11 protein-coding genes and 1 CRISPR repeat array are annotated in these 15,791 nt (G+C 70.1%); of the genes, 2 read left to right on the top strand and 9 right to left on the bottom strand.

What is annotated here, in order from left to right; all coding sequences use genetic code 11:
* Positions 1-4: 4 nt before the first annotated feature.
* The 8 genes from cas5e to AB0J53_RS11280 form a co-directional block, all read right to left on the bottom strand.
* Positions 5-796, bottom strand: coding sequence for a type I-E CRISPR-associated protein Cas5/CasD (gene cas5e, locus AB0J53_RS11315; protein ID WP_364171107.1), 792 nt, complete (start codon positions 794-796; stop codon positions 5-7).
* Positions 793-1,941 carry a type I-E CRISPR-associated protein Cas7/Cse4/CasC gene (cas7e, locus tag AB0J53_RS11310; RefSeq protein WP_364171105.1) on the bottom strand — a complete coding sequence of 383 codons (1,149 nt, stop codon included), beginning with the start codon at positions 1,939-1,941 and terminating at the stop codon, positions 793-795. Before cas7e ends, cas5e begins: the two co-directional genes overlap by 4 nt.
* Positions 1,942-1,988: 47 nt before the next feature.
* Positions 1,989-2,573 (bottom strand): type I-E CRISPR-associated protein Cse2/CasB, encoded by a 585-nt coding sequence (gene casB, locus AB0J53_RS11305; RefSeq protein ID WP_364171103.1) that lies wholly within the window; start codon positions 2,571-2,573, stop codon positions 1,989-1,991.
* A gap of 18 nt (positions 2,574-2,591) precedes the next feature.
* Entirely contained in the window at positions 2,592-4,271 is a 1,680-nt protein-coding gene (gene casA / locus AB0J53_RS11300) for a type I-E CRISPR-associated protein Cse1/CasA (RefSeq protein ID WP_364171101.1), read from the bottom strand.
* A gap of 79 nt (positions 4,272-4,350) precedes the next feature.
* Positions 4,351-7,242 carry a CRISPR-associated helicase Cas3' gene (cas3, locus tag AB0J53_RS11295; protein WP_364171099.1) on the bottom strand — a complete coding sequence of 964 codons (2,892 nt, stop codon included), beginning with the start codon at positions 7,240-7,242 and terminating at the stop codon, positions 4,351-4,353.
* A 199-nt stretch (positions 7,243-7,441) separates the two neighbouring features.
* Positions 7,442-8,872: direct repeats of the CRISPR family, unit length 28 nt; unit sequence GTCGGCCCCGCGCCTGCGGGGATGGTCC.
* 130 nt (positions 8,873-9,002) lie between these two features.
* Positions 9,003-9,323 (bottom strand): hypothetical protein, encoded by a 321-nt coding sequence (locus AB0J53_RS11290; protein WP_364171096.1) that lies wholly within the window; start codon positions 9,321-9,323, stop codon positions 9,003-9,005.
* A gap of 234 nt (positions 9,324-9,557) precedes the next feature.
* Positions 9,558-10,064 carry a hypothetical protein gene (locus AB0J53_RS11285; RefSeq protein WP_364172000.1) on the bottom strand — a complete coding sequence of 169 codons (507 nt, stop codon included), beginning with the start codon at positions 10,062-10,064 and terminating at the stop codon, positions 9,558-9,560.
* A gap of 338 nt (positions 10,065-10,402) precedes the next feature.
* Entirely contained in the window at positions 10,403-10,891 is a 489-nt protein-coding gene (locus AB0J53_RS11280; protein WP_364171094.1) for a VOC family protein, read from the bottom strand.
* A 243-nt stretch (positions 10,892-11,134) separates the two neighbouring features.
* On the opposite strand from AB0J53_RS11280, the gene AB0J53_RS11275 reads away from it, so the two are divergent.
* Positions 11,135-11,704 (top strand): RNA polymerase sigma factor, encoded by a 570-nt coding sequence (locus AB0J53_RS11275; protein WP_219504127.1) that lies wholly within the window; start codon positions 11,135-11,137, stop codon positions 11,702-11,704.
* The gene (locus AB0J53_RS11270) at positions 11,691-12,560 is read left to right on the top strand and encodes a CU044_5270 family protein (protein WP_364171092.1); all 870 of its coding nucleotides are present in this window, start codon (positions 11,691-11,693) and stop codon (positions 12,558-12,560) included. Before AB0J53_RS11275 ends, AB0J53_RS11270 begins: the two co-directional genes overlap by 14 nt.
* A gap of 19 nt (positions 12,561-12,579) precedes the next feature.
* Here AB0J53_RS11270 and AB0J53_RS11265 read toward each other — a convergent pair whose 3' ends face one another.
* Positions 12,580-15,723 (bottom strand): S8 family serine peptidase, encoded by a 3,144-nt coding sequence (locus tag AB0J53_RS11265; protein ID WP_364171090.1) that lies wholly within the window; start codon positions 15,721-15,723, stop codon positions 12,580-12,582.
* Positions 15,724-15,791 lie beyond the last annotated feature (68 nt).

Below are 15,791 nucleotides of genomic sequence, written 5' to 3'. Positions count from 1 at the left end.
CGGGTCACCAACCCAGGAGAGCGAACGGGTCATGGCTGGGCGTACTCGGCGTGCCGCTGCCGTCCTTGGCGAATCCGGTCGGCAGGGTGATCCACGAGTGCCGGACGCGGCGGCTGGTGAAACGGCGCTCACGGGGAGCGAAGGAGTGCGGGACGTCGGTGAGGGAATCGTCGCCGTCGGGGTGGTCTACGGTGGCTGCCACGTCAATGGTGGCCGGCTTGCCGCGGTCGCGGGCGTAGAGCTGCTTGGCCGTTTCGGTGGCGTGCCAGGGCTCGGTGCGCAGTACGTCCTCCAGCTCGGCATCCTGAATGGAGAGGAAGATCGGTTGAGTGGGGACGCATGAGCGGCGCCCCAGCGCGAGAGGGAATGCCGGACGTTGTACGGCTTCGGCCAGCGCCTCCACCAGGGGGGCGGTGCCGTACAGGGCGACGACGAAGACCGCGTCCTGAAGGTAGAAGCGCTGGGTGATGTGTGTGTGCTTGGCCGGTGAGGTGGGCTTCTGCACCCCCTTCGCCGATACGCCCGCCTGCGGTAGAGGGCGTCCGCGGTAGTCGCTGACGGTGTGGTAGTCCCGCAGCAGGCTGCCGGGCTGGTCAACGCGTACGCCGAGGCGGAGGCCGAGCAGGTCGTCCAGGGGCTCGTCGCGGGGTCGGCCGGAGGCTGCGGCGAGCAAGCCGATGATCCCCGATTTGGTGGGTTCGGGCCGGGTGTCGCGCCGGTTGAAGACGCTGCGGTCGCCCCAGGACTGCAAGGGGCCGCCCAGGCGCAGGAGAAGTGTGGCTTGGGAGGTGTTCATCGGTCCTGCTTGATCTGCCCGGCCAGGGCGGCGTGCAGGTCGGCGATCAGGGTGGGGAAGGTGGTGTTCGGGCCGAGGATGGTGGTGAGCCGTTCTCCGGTGTGCGTGTCGGGGTCGAAGGTGTGGCAGACCGCGACATGGGCGGGCGTGTCGCCCCATTGCCGGGTGGCGCGGTCGTACTCCACCGCCAGTCGGACGGCGGAGTCGGCGGCCAAGCCTTCGCCCTCCGCTTCGGGCAAGAGCGGCTTTTCGAAGGCGGAGACGAGGTTGACGGGCTGATCTTCGCGGACCACGACGGCCAGGAGGCTGGGCAGGGTGCGGTGGGCAAAGGAGTTCTGATGCCCCGACGGGATGGAACGGGCGAAATGCTCGATGAAGGCGTCGACAGCGGTCAGAGCGGCGCTGCTGTCTCCGAGGTTGTCGATCAGTTGGCGCAGGCCGATGGTGGCGTAGCGGTAGAGGGTGGCGGAGTTGAAGCCGATCTGGCCGATCATCCCGGCGCCGGTCTCTTCCTTGGGATTCTCGTCGTCGACCGCGGTGTAGTAGTCGAACTCCAGGTCGACGGCGTGAGTGGACAGCGCGTGGGCGACCTGGACAGCGGCGTCGACATTGAGGGCGGGGATGTCGGCGACCATTCGTCCGAACAGCGCGACGTCCATCGGGTGACCCTGTTGAAGCTTCTCGGCCACCGGCAGGTCCTTGACGGCCTTGGCCAGTTCCTCATCATCCAGGGCGGTGAGGTCGGTGGCCTGGTCCACGACCAGGTCGATGATGTCCTCAAGCTGCCGGTAGCCGAAGAACAGTAGGTAGGCGGTGTCTCCGGCCTTCTTGCCCGGCTTGATGCCCAGCGGTTGCAGCAGTGCGGTGGCCAGGCGGGTGGCCTGTTCGGTCTCCAGCCCGCTGCGGCCGGCCAGGCGGTTGGCGAGCTCGGCGGCGATCCGCTTGGTCCGGGTCGCGTGGTCCTGCTGGGGGGCGTGCTCGGCGAAGCTGCTGCGGGTGGCGCGCTTCCACGCCTGGGACGACACTCGCGCCCTTCGGTGCCCGCCGTAGTAGGCCTCCTTCGGGTTGCCCTGATCGTCGCGGTTCAGGTTCGCCGGGGGAACGGTCTGGATGATGTGCACGTCGATGTACAGGCGCTTTTCCATGGAAGCTCCGAAAGAGTCGGGTGGCTGAGTAGCGGGGGTGAGGTCGGCTATCGCTTGGGCGCCGGCTGCCAGCCGTAGTAGGCGAGCCCCAGCCTGCGGCGGGCCAGTTGCCGGGTGTCCGGGCGCTGCCAGTCGCGGATGTCCTTCAGCAGCAGGTCGTAGTCCAGCGGCGCGCCGACCGTCCGCAACTGGGAGACCAATCCGCGCAGGTGAGTGAGGAAGGCCGAGACCTGAGTGGCGGAGGCGGCGGCGTCGACGCGCCGATCCACCGCCTCCCGGGTGAACCCTTTGTTGTGGTCGTCCTCATGCAACCGCCGCAGCGCCTGGCCGAGCCGGATGTCGGGGCGATGCATCGGGTCGGGGCGAGACTGCTGGTGAAGGCCGTACAGGGCAAGTGCGGCGTGCTCAGCCGTCAGCTCCTGCGAAACCTTGTCCTGGCGTGCGAGGCGATCGTCGATGGGCGAGGTGTAGTAGGGCCACAGGGCGGGCACCGTGCCGGCAGGGCGTCCGAGTCCGGCTCGAAAGGCGGCCAGGTCCTCGCCCGGCGGTAGCTTCCGCTTGTCGCGCCACGTCCCGTCTGCGGCCACGTATCTGGTCCAATACCGCACGGTGCGATCCGTGGTGGAGGTCATGCGGGTATCCCCTCGTCTTCAGACTGGCTGGGCGTTCGTGGAGGCGGCGACCTGATCGGAGTGAGCCCCACGCCGGTCACGGACGGCCTGAGCCCAGCGAGGCAGTGCGTCGCGCACGCGCTGGCGGAAGTTCTGCTCGGCGGAAGCGAGCCGGTAGACGTACTCGCGGTTGTCCTTCTTCACCACTCGCCCGGCGAACTCGCTGCCGGTGGCCGTGGCAAGCAGCTTTTCCGCGACCTCCCAGGTCCGCTGACCGGCCAGTTCCTCCCAGGCAGCGCGGCCCTTCTCCAGCAGTTCAGGATCGTCGGCCGTGGCCCGTACGCCGACCAGGAAGCGCCGGACCAGCGGGTCCAGAGCATGCAGGACGAACTCGCCGGGGCGCTGCCCCTTGTCCCAGGGGATCGGGTCGGCTCCCCTCGCCCGGCGCAGGTCGGCGGACAGGTCGTTCACCGCCCGCGCCAGGTCTTCGGCCTGCTCGGTCACCTGCACCAAGGTGGTGTAAGTGTCGGTCTTGGTACGCAGGCCGGCGATCGGCAGCGGGATCGAGTCGAACAGGATGTCCTCCACGACCGCGGACTGCGTGCCGTAGACGATCCCGATCGTCTGGACCTGCAGCGGGTAGTCGAACGCGAGAAATCCTTCGGCCTGAATGTCGGCGAGCTGGCTCAACAGCACCGAAGTTTCGACGCCGCCGTCGCCGTCCTGCCGTTCCGCGGCCAGCAACGCCGCCATGCCGCGCCAGGCGGCCTTGCCCGCCATATGGCGCCGGGGCCGGCGCAGCATTCCCGTTGCGCCCTTGGGCGCTTTGGCAAAAATCCAGGCCGTATGCGGCTCCCATTCTGGGATGGATTCCAGCCTGTCACCCGCGCACACCACGACCCGGCAGACTCGCAAACCCTTGTCGGTCTCCTCCGGGACCAGGCGAATCCGCCGAGACTGCCAGGTCCACAGGTCCAGCAGGCCGGTCGCGGCGCGCGAACGCCACTGTGCAGTCGCCGGCGGACGCCGCCACTGCGGCAGGTCATCGGCCGGCTGATGACCGATCGGGATGTTGAGCATCAACGTCTCGAACAGAGTCCGCCCCACCGGGACGATCACGCCCAGGTATCCCAGCGGCCCCGTGACGTTGCCCGTGGTCTTGCCCGCCTTCGCCAGCGGGTCGTCGGCCGCTCCGGACTTGATGCCGGCGGTGTCCCAGCAGTGGGCGTGCAGCAGCCACCGCGCCGCCTCAGGGGGCGTCAACGGCAGGGGATCGCCTTCGGTACGGGTCGCGAAGAGCGGCACGTTGTTCCCCGAGGCGGCGGTGGCGACCAGCAGCGCCGCGCCCTTCGTCTCCTGCTTGGCCGTGTGAAGCCCGGCCACCTGAGCGAAGGGCGCTTCTTCGCTGAACAGGTCGAAGCGGGAGCGGTGCTCGTCGAGGTAGTCGCCAATCGCCTGCTGCTGCTGCTCGGTGAAGCGGCCGTTGGCGAACCGTCGGGCCCACTCCGCGCGATCGGCCGGGCGCCCCAGGGCGTCCATGACAATGGGGACGAGGAGGTGGCGCAGTAGCGCCGGAGTCTGTGTGGAGACCTCGACCTCGACCGAGTCGTACTCGTGGGCGTTCAGCAGGGTGTGCCGCAGGGAGCGGAGTTCGCGGGCAGCCTCACCGCGTGGCCGTGGCAGCAACCAGGGCGAATCGATCAGGTCATAGGTCGGCATGGCAAGTCCTCTGAGTAGTGTGCGAGCCGGGTGGTCGTGGGCGACGCCGTGTCGCCATGGCCGCCTGGCCGCTCAGGCCTCATGTGCGTCTCCGAGTGGGACGACTTGGGCCGCCCTCCACGACCAGACCCAGTTCGTCGTGGTACCGGATCTGGTATTCACCCAGGGTGGCGGCGGTATTGGCGTCCAGAATCAGCGCCAGGCTGCGTTTCAGCCACGGGTGACTCCGCCAACCATCCAGGGGGCTCAGATCGCGCTCGGCCAGGTCGGTGAGCTTGGCGGGCAGGCGTACGGTCGCCCCCAGCACCTCCTCCAGGAGCTCGTCCGACAGCGCCTCGCCATTGACTCCTAGCCACCGGCCGCCCAGCGTTCGGTATCCGCGTTCGTCTTTGCGCACCAGGATCACTTCTACGCTGCGGTCCCCGTCACGTACCACTGCCTGGAGCTTGTCCTCGGCGAGGCTTCCGGGGGCCGCCCCACGGTGCAACCCGTCCAGCGTTGGTTTGGTGTGCTGGTTGGCCTGGGTGAGCAGGAAGTGTTCCGCGCTGCGGGCACGCTCGCCCTGCTGGGCCACCCACTCTGTTCGCGCCTGCAGCTCGTCATCGGCCCAACTCGGCGGGACGACATCACTGGCATCGCCGTACACCTGACCGACGAGACGCGGCACGTCACCGGGCACCGACCAGTGACCGCCGTCGGCGGCGCAGACCAGGGCCGCCGTGCGCAGCAGCAAGTACCGGCCGTAGATTTTCTCGCTTGCCGGAAGGATCAGAGGCGCGGCCTCACCTCGCGGCGCGAAGCCCGTGATGATCACCTCCGGCCGGCTCACCTTCGGCGCCCGCGGCACCCCGTCGTGGCGGTGGAGCCGTCCCAGGCGTTGCAGCAGCAGGTCGATCGTGGTCAGGTCGCTGACCAGCAGGTCGGCGTCCACGTCGAAGGACTGTTCGGCAAGCTGGGTGGCGACGAGGATCAACCGCTCAGATCGCCGTGCGCCCTTCTTGCGTGAAGGGCCGAGCAGTTCCAGGCACTCTTGTGTACGCTCTGCACGGTCGTGCGCGGTCATGCGTCCGTGCAACAGCCGGACCTCGCCGCCTCCGAATCGAGCGCGCAACGCCTGATAGGTGCGCTGCGCGCGGGGGACGGTGTTGCGGATCACCAGGGCGCACCCGCCGTCGGCCAGCCGCTCTTGCAGCATCTCGGCGACGGCCTCGTCGCTGCTCTGGTCTTCCCCTGCCGTGCCGGAGCCGATTGCTTCAGGGAGAACCGTGATCGCAACGGGCAGGTCAGCCCGCCACTGCTGCGAGTCATCCACGTCGTAGACGGCTCGGCCGTCGTTCACGCAGGCAGCGGTGACATTGGGGTACCCCGCAGGCTGGGGGAGTCCCGACGTATCGAACGTCTCCACGGAGCCGGCGCCGGACAGGTACGCCGTCACCAGTTCGCGCCGCTGCTCAGGCGGCAAGGTGGCCGACAGCAACACCACCGGCACGCCGGCCTGTCCCAGCCAGCGCAACCCCTCGTTCAGGAACTGCGACATGTAGACATCGGCCGCGTGCACCTCATCCAGGACTACGACCTTGCCCATGAGCCCGGCAGCGCGCAGCATCACGTGCTTGGTCCGCGTCGCGGCGAACAACAGCTGATCGATGGTGCCGACCACGAACGGGCTCAACAACCCCCGCTTGCGGCCCAGGAACCACTCCGCCGGAGCCTGCCGCTCCGCGATCACATGCCCACCGTGACCGAACGGCGAGTCCGCCAACCCGTAGACATCGTCTTCCTCGACGCTGCCGTAGAAGCTGTCGGGGTCGGTGTCCGCCCCCTCCAGCAGGCTCCGCCACTCCTTGTTGAACATCCGCTTGCCGTGCAGCAGCGCCACCTGCCCGGCCAGCTCCCCATCGATCCGGTCCAGCCAACCGCGTACCTGGCTGAACATCGGATCGCTGGTCGCCTGCGTCGGCATGCCCATGAACACGCCATCGACGCCGAACCTGGCGGCCAGCACCTCGGCCGCCAGCAGCGCGGCCTTGGTCTTCCCCTCTCCCATCGGCGCTTCGACAATCACCAGTCCGGGCCCCGGCATCCGGCGCGCCACTCGCATCACCAGCTCCTGCGATGGGCGCGGGCCCTGATCGAAACGCTGCTCGAACGCGTCCGGCGCCGGGCTTGGAAGCGCTCCCCAACCGCCACGCAAGCCGAGTTGGCTCCACGCCTTCACCGCACGAGCCCGAGCTCCTTGCATGGTCACATCAGCCAGATCGTCGACCCCGGGGAAGTGGCGTTCATCGCTGGCGATCCAGTCAGCCATCACGATCAAGCCACTGAGCTGCAGTTGTACGGCGCGGCTCGGCGCCGTTCCGGGTTGCACGTCCGCGAGGTCATCGAAGCCGACCAGCCGGGTGAACGCCTCCACCAGCACCGACTGCACCCTGCTCCAGGCCAAGCCCTTGCCCTGCGGCTCGCCCCGTGCCGTTTTCAGCCCCGCCAGTGTCCCCATCGCAGGCACCGTTCCGTGGTGGCCGGCAACCAGTGGCCATAGCCACGCGATCTGCTCGGGCGCCCAACCTGCCTCACGCAGAACGCGAAGAAGGAGCGTTCCACCGGCCTTGTCGTGCCGCCACGGAGTCCGCTGGACCTCGAACTCGTTCCACCCCAGCCCAGCCCGCCGGACCGCCTCCGCGCCTTCTGCATCCACGCGTTGAAAAGCCGGTGTCGCCTTGCCGCAATCATGCACTCCACACAGCCAGGCGAAAAACAGCCTTCCTCGTTCTTTCGAAATGTCGTTCAATGTCCGCTTGGTGGAGGCTGCCAAATAGTCATCCCAAATCAGCTCGGCAACAGCCGCCGTGTCCAATAAGTGCGAAAGGAGGAGGTTAATCCGCCCGCCTGCCTTTTGTCGGGATTTACCCCAAAGCGCTCCGAGTTGCCGCACTACAACGGCGTCGTAGCCAAAGTCGTCATGCCACGGCATCGCACCCTCCCCTCCGCTTCCACCGCACTCTAAACACCGCCAGCGACAAAACTGGGGCGTCGCGCGTACCTGGGGTATCGTGCGTTAGCCTCACGGCGTTAGCGAAGCGACTTTCCGAACGGCATTCGACATGAAGCACCCCACGACTCAACTGAAGGAAAACGGCACACCCTGCCGGCAAACCCGCAGGTGAACAAGTGTCGGCCCCGCGCCTGCGGGGGTGGTCCCCGCAGGGGCCATTGCTCGCTGGCGGCCAGCTCGTCGGCCCCGCGCCTGCGGGGGTGGTCCTAACGGCCAGCTCTTCGCGGTTCAGCTCGCTCGGTCGGCCCCGCGCCTGCGGGGGTGGTCCTTACGGGCATAAGGCGCATTGGTGCAGAAAAGCGTCGGCCCCGCGCCTGCGGGGGTGGTCCGCCACGCTCGTGGAGCGCGTGCGCAAGCCAGACGTCGGCCCCGCGCCTGCGGGGGTGGTCCGGTACGCCCGTACTGATTGACTCTATAGACGGCGTCGGCCCCGCGCCTGCGGGGGTGGTCCCGGGTCGGGGTCGTAGCAGTCCCCCACGTGGTAGTCGGCCCCGCGCCTGCGGGGGTGGTCCCGCCGGGGAGCCGGCGGCCCCGCCCTCGAGCGCGTCGGCCCCGCGCCTGCGGGGGTGGTCCCACGATCATGTCTGTCGCGTCGTTTCCCGGCTGGTCGGCCCCGCGCCTGCGGGGATGGCCCCGCCCCCTGGTACGACCCCGGCGTCCCGGACAGGTCGGCCCCGCGCCTGCGGGGATGGTCCCAGGTAGCGGCGGCCGTTCACGTCCTGGGTGACGTCGGCCCCGCGCCTGCGGGGATGGTCCGCCGATGGTGCAGACGGCGGCGTCGCGGATGGCGTCGGCCCCGCGCCTGCGGGGATGGTCCCTGCGAAGAGCGACCTGTTGGGACGAGGACACGGTCGGCCCCGCGCCTGCGGGGATGGTCCTCCGCCGGCCATGCAGACCACGCAGTACTGGACGTCGGCCCCGCGCCTGCGGGGATGGTCCGGTCAGGACGCCGGTCTGCATCCATGACCCGTCGTCGGCCCCGCGCCTCCGGGGATGGTCCGACGCTGGCGGGGCACCTGGTGCTCAATGACCGGTCGGCCCCGCGCCTGCGGGGATGGTCCCGAGGGCCGCCCGGTTCGTATCCAGGCGGCGCAGTCGGCCCCGCGCCTGCGGGAATGGTCCGGCCGCGTACGTGGACTTCAGCGCCACCAGGGCGTCGGCCCTGCGCCTGCGGGGATGGTCCGTCGTCCGGCGGGCGCTGGGCCTGGTTGTAGCGGTCGGCCCCGCGCCTGCGGGGATGGTCCGCCCCAGAACCGGCCCGGCCCCTGACCGGCTCGTCGGCCCCGCGCCTGCGGGGATGGTCCCCGGCCCGCGCTGGTCTTCGCTCTGTCGAAGCCGTCGGCCCCGCGCTTGCGGGGATGGTCCCCCGAACCGCTTGGCCACGGTGCCGACCAGAGCGTCGGCCCCGCGCCTGCGGGGATGGTCCCTGATGCCGCCGGTGGGTGAAGCATCGGGTCGGTCGGCCCCGCGCGTGCGGGGGTGGTCCCCCACTCCGGCGGCAGTGTGCCCGGCTTCACCTCGTTGGCCCGCCCCTGCATGAGGGTGGTCCCGCTGCGTATTTCATCGGCTCGTATATTTGAAGTCCGCCCCGCACCCTGCAGGGGCTCGGCATCCGCGCCGTCTGGAGCACTGTGGCGGAGTCGGCCTCGTGCCTGCGGATACGGATCTTTCTGACCGAATCAGTTCCGGGCGCAGTCTGGATACTGGTCGTTAACCTGGCAGTGCCGGTACTGCCGGTGTCTGACCTCCACCTCGTGGATCTTGTTGGCTGTCAGCCAATACCGTCGGGGCACATAATGCGTTTTCCACACGCATTCGTCCGGACGCTGGCCGGCGATTGGTTCGCGGTCACAGTCCCACCCTTTGGTGAAGATCTTGGGCTGCATCCGCCTGGCGGTGACTGGTCCCTGCGGCGTGGACATGCACGCGGCTGTGCAGGCGAGCGCGCCGATCAGGCACAAAGCCCCGAAAAGCACGCGTGCCGGTGTCTTCGTCATCATTCAGGTTCTCCATAAACGAACAGGGCCACCCCGGCGTTGCTGGAGTGGCCCTGTTGCGGTCGGATCAGTTTGCGGTTCAGTTGTCGTCGATGACTGCGGCCAACTGGCTGCGGGAATGAATCCCTGCGGCACATCCGAGCGGGGTGCCGCAGGGCGTTGGCGTCTGTGCCTTGCGGAGGTGATCGCTGTACGGGGACGCGGATCGCTGACGTTGAGAGGCCGGTCCTGCGGCTGTCACCTCTCGGCGTCAACCAACTCCCCGGTGAACCCGGCGTTCTTGACCAGCCGCCCCCAATGGGGGCTTCGAGCGAAGGCGCGAGCAATGGCCGCACCGCTGGGCAGATTCCCATCCGTCCGACGGTTCTGCAGTGCCCACCGCCAAGCCATCCGCTGGAGAGCCCGGCCGGTTCCGGGGTACTCAACCGGGACCCTGGCGCCTTCTCCTTGGTCTTCCTGCTGCTCTACGGGATCAGCATCTGCACCAGTGGCAGGGGCAGCACCGCGAGCGAGTGCCTCTTGGGCGTGCACCAGCTCGCCAGCTGCCCAGCGGATCTGGGACATCAGCAACTCGTAGCTACCGATGAGGGCGGCGCTCGGCCAGGCTGCGATGACTCTGCCGATCACACTCGGCTCCGCGACGGCGACGTTGGCGCCGAGGCTGGCCAGGCTGCCGACCACGAGCAGGGTCCAGGCCAGGGCACCACCGCGGGAACCACATCGGTTGGCCAGCAGAATGGACATCGAAGCGACGACGATCAGTCCCGTCGACCGCTAGCGGAATGAGTACCGCCGCGAAACGGTCCTCACCGTGGCCCAGGCGAAGCTCATGCATATGCCTGAAGGAGACAACCGCCGCGACCAGCGCGAGGAAGGCAACGCCGGCGATGGTCGTCCGCTGAATGCGACGAACCGCGAGAGTGCTTGCCGCCATCGCTGTTCACCCCGTCCGATCAGGGAGAACGAGAGTGGTGGAGGCGCTGAAGGGCATGTACGTATCGGCCGTGTCCCCCCTCGGACACACACCTTCGTACATGATCGCCCGAGCTCAGCTTGGGCGATCACTGCGTTTACGGGCCGGTTCACAGCTCGGGCGCAGGCCGGGCTCGGTCTCGTTCCTCCGGGCTCGTGCGAGCGGCGTGGTGTGAGACGAAGACGCAGAACGGGTGGCCGGCCGGGTCGGCGTACACGTGGAGTGGCTCCTCGGGGTCGTCGGCGCGGTCCAGCAGCAGCCGGCCGCCGAGGCGCAGGACGCGTTCGTGCTGGGCCAGCAGGTCCTCCACCGAGGTCACGGTCAGGTCCAGGTGCAGCTGCTGGGGGATCCCGTCCTGGGGCCAGGTCGGCTCGGGGAGTCGCTCGACCTGCTGGAAGGCGAGTTGCGGAGCGCCCTCGGGGGTTCGCAGCACTAGCCAGTCGCGGCCCCGTTCGTCGTCGCCGCCCGCCTCGGGCGGCTCGTCGCCCGGCCGGTAGACCAGACCGAGCAGGTGTCGGTAGAACTCGGCCAGGGCTCTGGCGTCGGTGCAGTCGAGCACCACCTGGCACAGCGTGGGCCTGACGTCCTGTCCGGTCAATCGAACGCGCCTCCTCGTGATGTGACGTGTCTTCTGCACCGGCCGCCCCGGTTCAAACGAACGGCCCACCGCCGGCCGCCCGCGGCGCGGCCGAGGGAAGAAGCGGCCGAGGGAAGAAGCGGCCGAGGGAAGAAGCGGCCGAGGGAAGAAGCCGTCGCGGGAAGAAAAGGCGCGGGTGCCGTGAAGGGTGGATGAAAGTAGCGTTCTCCATCCGGAAGGCACACTCATGACAGAGACGGCCACATGACCGCCGATGTGGGCGAGCAGGTGACCGATGCCGATCTCGTCGCCGGCTACCGGCGGAACCCTGAGCTGTTCACCGCCGTATATGACCGGTATTTCCACGACATCTACCGCTACGTAACGGGCCGCCTGGGCAGCCAGGCGGCCGAGGACATCACGGCGGAGACGTTTCTGCTGGCGTTCGACCGGCGTGACCGGTTCAACCTGGAGCGAGGCGGCCTGCGGCCCTGGCTGTTCGGCTTCGCCACGAACCTGGTGGCCCGGCATCGCCACAAGGAGGCCCGGCGCTACAAGGCGCTGGCCCGGCTGGATCCCGCGCCGGTCGTGGAGGGGCACGAGAACCGGGTCGTCGCCGCCGTGACCGCGCAGCCGTACCTGGCCGTGGCGCTCGCCTCGCTGAACGGCGGCGAGCGTGACGTGCTGCTGCTCCTCGCTCTCGGCCAGCTCAGCTACACCGAGATCGCCCAGGCGCTCGGCATTTCCCTCGGCACGGTGGGCTCACGGCTCAGCCGGGCCCGCGCCAAGATCCAGGCCCTCACCGACAAGGAGACCACCCATGAACGACCTTGACGAGATCGCCGCCCTGCTGAGCGGGCCGGAGCCGTCCGCGGCGGCGGTCGCGCGCGGGCGGGAGCGCCTGCGGCGCAGGGCGCGGACGAGCCGGATGCGCCGGCGGGCCGGGTGGTTCGTCCCGGGGATCGCGCTGGTCGCCGCCGGCGCCACGGCGGCGGTGGTGTTCGCGGCGGGAGCGCCCGCGAACGACGGCGCGCCGGTCACGGGCAGGGAGGTGCTGCTCATGGCCGCCGCCACGGCGGAACGCACGCCCCAGGGTTCGGGGACGTACTGGCACGTCAGGCATCAGCGGCTCCGGTCGGACATCCCGCCGATGGAGACCTGGACCAGGCGTGACGGCAAGCGCTGGACCAGGGGGGTTCCGGGGGATCCGCCCGACGCCGTCGTCCCGGCGCCGGCCTGGAAGACGCTCCGGCTCAAGGGCGCCGAGATCGGCTTCGAGGAGCTCGAAAGGCTGCCGACGGACCCGGAGCCGCTGAAGGCGTGGATCGCCGCGCGCACGGGCGACGAGAAGGACATGTTCGGCTCCGAGGTCCGGGGCGATCCCACCTTCACCCTGCTCGCGCTGATCACGGGCCTCCCGGCGCCCGCGGAGGTCCGCTCGGCGGCGTTCCGCGCGCTCGCCGCGACGCCGGGGGTGGAGAACGCGGGCCCGGCCGAGGACGGGCAGCGGGTGCGTTTCCCCAGCCCCGACGGCGGCACGGACATCGAGCTGGTCATCGATCCCGGGAAGGCCCGGGTGGTCCGTGCCAACCTGGTCATCGTCGACGACGGCGACCTCTCGTTCAGCTCCGGGTTCATCTCGGTGTCCACCGGGTGGACGGACGAGCTGCCTCCGGTGCGGAAGGGCTGACAGGGCTGAAAGGGGGTCGTCAGCCGACGGCGTAGGCGCGGATCACGGTCTGGGTGACGGCGTTGCCCGCCCGATCCTTGACCGTCGCGCGCAGTGAGACATGCCCGGGGGTCGCGGGGTTGGACAGCCGGGCCGTCCAGCCCGACCGGGTCGCCCGGACGGGCGCCGGTCGCCACGTCTTCCCGTCGTCGGCGGACGCCTCCAGCCTGACGGACGAGACGGCCGCCCCTCGGGCGCCGGGGGCCCGCTCGACCCGGATCGGCAGGGTGGTCCGTGACCCCGGCTCGGCGCGGTTGGCGTCGTCGAGGCCCTGCGGCGCGTAGCGCACGGCCATCAGCGGCAGGGGCTCGGGCTCGGTCGTCCGGGCGGAGCGGAAGGTCCAGACGGCCTCGACGCCCGTGGACAGCGCCGCTTCCGGCCGCCGGGAGGAGGCGGTCAGCGTGTAGGCGGTGTCCGCCTCAGGCACCGTGGCCGTAAGCGTGCATTCCTCGCTCCGGTAGGGGAGGCAGCCGGTGATGCCGGTCGTGGCGATCCGCTTCCCGTTCGCGGTCAGGGTGAGGGCGCCGGTCGCGGCCGCGTCCATGCCGGTACGGCCGGCGGCTCCGCTGCTGTACAGGCCGACGGCGGGGAAGTCCAGCGTGTCGCCGGTACGGCTGCTGCCCGGCGAGGCGAACGACGGGCCGGTCACCGCGGCGTTCCAGACCTGGGTGAAGTCCTTGTCACGCACCGGGCCGGTGCCGACCTCCGTCAGAGTGCCCGTGCTGAACTCCTCGTTCCACGCGAACCCCGGGGTCAGGTACCGCGTCCGGCTGCCCGGTTGCGGGATGTCCCACGTGCTCGCCCCTCCCCCGACGTCGCTGCCGGGCAGCACCGGCCCCGAGTGCAGCGCGCCCGTGGCGCCCGGCGCGGCCGAGCGGAACGTCTCGGTCGCCTTGACCATGTCCCGGGTCCGCGCGGCGTACCCGGGGTCGTCAGGGAAGCCGTCCGTACGGTGGTCCACGAGGTCATAGCGGTACGGGCTGAACGCCGTGTCCTTCTTGACCCAGGCGACATGCGCCAGGTAGGCGAGGCCCGGCTGCCGCACCGGGACGACGTAGTAGCCGCCGGCGTAGTTGTAGGCGGACATCGCGGCCTTCCACGGGCCGTTGACCAGGGAGAGGCCGAACGTGGGGTCGGGGACGGCGGTGGGGTCGTCGACCGTGAACGCGAACCGCTTCGCCTGGCGGCCGTCGATCGTCAGCGACACGTCGGCGTCGTCGATCTCGAACGGCTGGTGCGCGAACGTCAGGCTGCGTTCCGCCCTGCCGAAGACGGTGATGGAGACGTTCCAGCGTCCCTTCGGCAGCCTGATCCTGGCCACGTTCCCGTGGAAGACGAGGCTGCGCTGCGCGCCGGTCTTCTGGTCGTAGACGACTCCCCGGCTCCCGTCGGCGGCGGCCCCGTCCCTGCCCAGGACGGTCACCGTGGCGTCGTAGGACTCCGGCTCCACGTAGGCGCCGGCCGGGGTGCGGATCACCGTGTCACCGGCCGTGGCGGTGACGATGCCCGGATGGTCGCCGGGGCTCCTGCCCCCGGCGTCGATCGTCACCGTGACCGACGCCTCCCCGCCCGCGGGCACCTCCAGGCGCTGCGGCGACAGCGTGAGCACGTCCGAGTCGGCCGCGAGGTCCAGGGTGACGGGCGTGCTCCCGGTGTTGGCGTACGTGATCTTCCCGGTGGCCTGCCGCTCGCCCGGGTGCTGCCAGGGGAACACGGCCCACACGCCGGTGGGCGTGGCGAGCACCTCCTGGGCCAGCGAGCGGGGCACGTCCACCCGCCCGGTGCCCTGCTGGTACGGCGTGGCGCCGCCGGTCGGCCTGGCGCTGCCGACGAGCGCCGCCTTGAGCCGCTGCCCGCTCCAGCCGGGGTGGCGCTGGGCGAGGACGGCCGCCGCGCCCACCACGTGCGGGGTGGCCATCGACGTGCCGCTCTTGGCCACATGGGTCCCGTCGGCGGTGCCCGTGGCGGCGGCCACGATGTCCACGCCGGGGGCGGTGACGTCCGGCTTGACCGCGTGGTCGCCGACGCGCGGGCCCGTGCTGGAGAAGTCGGCCACCTGGTCGGCGTGGTCGACCGCGCCGACGGTCAGCGCGGCGTCCGCGCTGCCGGGGGAGTAGAGAGCGCCGACGCCCTGGCCACCCTCGTTGCCCGAGGCCACCACGAACAGGGTGCCCGTGTCGCGCGACAGCGTGTTCACCGCCTCCTCGACCGGGTCGAGGCCGGGTTCGTCGGGGCTGCCGAAGCTCATGTTGACGACCTTGGCCTTGACCTCCGTGGCGGCCCACTCCATCCCGGCCAGGATCGCGGAGTCGGCGAGCCCGGCGGCTCCGCCCACCTTGCCGAGGGCGATGCGGGCGCCCGGCGCCACGCCTCGGTACTTCTCCCCTGCTCCGGCGATGATCGAGGCGACGTGGGTGCCGTGTCCGAGACGGTCCTCGATGCCGGGCTCGTCGGAGAAGTTCCGTGACTGGGTGACCGCGTCCTTCAGGTCCGGATGCGTGGGGTCGTACCCGCTGTCGAGCACGGCGACCGTGACGCCCTGCCCGGTCAGGCCCTGCCGCCACGCCTCGGTCGCGCCGATCTGCTCGGTGCTGCGGTCCAGGGTGTACGAGCGCCGGCCGTCGACCCAGATCCTGCTCTTGCCCTCGGCCAGGGTGGACGCCCCGGCGAGCAGGCCCCGCCACGCCTCGGCGGCGCTCTTCTTGGCCACCCGCTGCGCCGTCATGCCCAGGCTGTTCAGCCGCCGGGTCGCCGCGGCGCCCTTCAACGCGGGCGCCGTTCCCTCCGGCGACCGGGTGATCAGCGGGATGTCGGCCGTGTCCGCGTCGCCGTAGCGCCAGGCGAGCAGCTGGGTCACGTCGAACAGCCGCTCGTCCAGCACCCCCTGGTCGATCAGGGGCGCGGCGTCGGACGGGATCACGTACAGGTGCCCGTCGCGGTACCCGGACGTGAAGTGCACCTCCCGCTCCGCGCCCGGCTCCACCCGGAACCTCTTGCCCGTGACCACGACCCGGTCGCCGGTCAGCAGCGTCACGCTGCCCGCCGCGTCCAAGCTCGCATGCCCGGCCGCGGCGGCCGCCGGTGTCGCGCCCGCGCTCAGCGTGCCTGCCAGGACCGCTGCCACGAGTTTCTTGCCTGACGTCATTGACCCTCGCAAGATGAGAAATCGATTCGCTTTCCTCCCCTGTTCCT

This window comes from Nonomuraea sp. NPDC049725 (genome assembly GCF_040674795.1).
GTDB lineage: Bacteria > Actinomycetota > Actinomycetes > Streptosporangiales > Streptosporangiaceae > Nonomuraea > Nonomuraea ceibae.
This window is presented reverse-complemented; position numbering and strand designations above follow the sequence as displayed.

What these genes read in the sequence shown, in the direction of transcription:
- cas5e (WP_364171107.1), bottom strand. Translation starts at nt 796, where the DNA reads ATGAACACCTCCCAAGCCACACTTCTCCTGCGCCTGGGCGGCCCCTTG.
- cas7e (WP_364171105.1), bottom strand. Translation starts at nt 1,941, where the DNA reads ATGGAAAAGCGCCTGTACATCGACGTGCACATCATCCAGACCGTTCCC.
- casB (WP_364171103.1), bottom strand. Translation starts at nt 2,573, where the DNA reads ATGACCTCCACCACGGATCGCACCGTGCGGTATTGGACCAGATACGTG.
- casA (WP_364171101.1), bottom strand. Translation starts at nt 4,271, where the DNA reads ATGCCGACCTATGACCTGATCGATTCGCCCTGGTTGCTGCCACGGCCA.
- cas3 (WP_364171099.1), bottom strand. Translation starts at nt 7,242, where the DNA reads ATGCCGTGGCATGACGACTTTGGCTACGACGCCGTTGTAGTGCGGCAA.
- AB0J53_RS11290 (WP_364171096.1), bottom strand. Translation starts at nt 9,323, where the DNA reads ATGATGACGAAGACACCGGCACGCGTGCTTTTCGGGGCTTTGTGCCTG.
- AB0J53_RS11285 (WP_364172000.1), bottom strand. Translation starts at nt 10,064, where the DNA reads ATGTCCATTCTGCTGGCCAACCGATGTGGTTCCCGCGGTGGTGCCCTG.
- AB0J53_RS11275 (WP_219504127.1), top strand. Translation starts at nt 11,135, where the DNA reads ATGACCGCCGATGTGGGCGAGCAGGTGACCGATGCCGATCTCGTCGCC.
- AB0J53_RS11270 (WP_364171092.1), top strand. Translation starts at nt 11,691, where the DNA reads ATGAACGACCTTGACGAGATCGCCGCCCTGCTGAGCGGGCCGGAGCCG.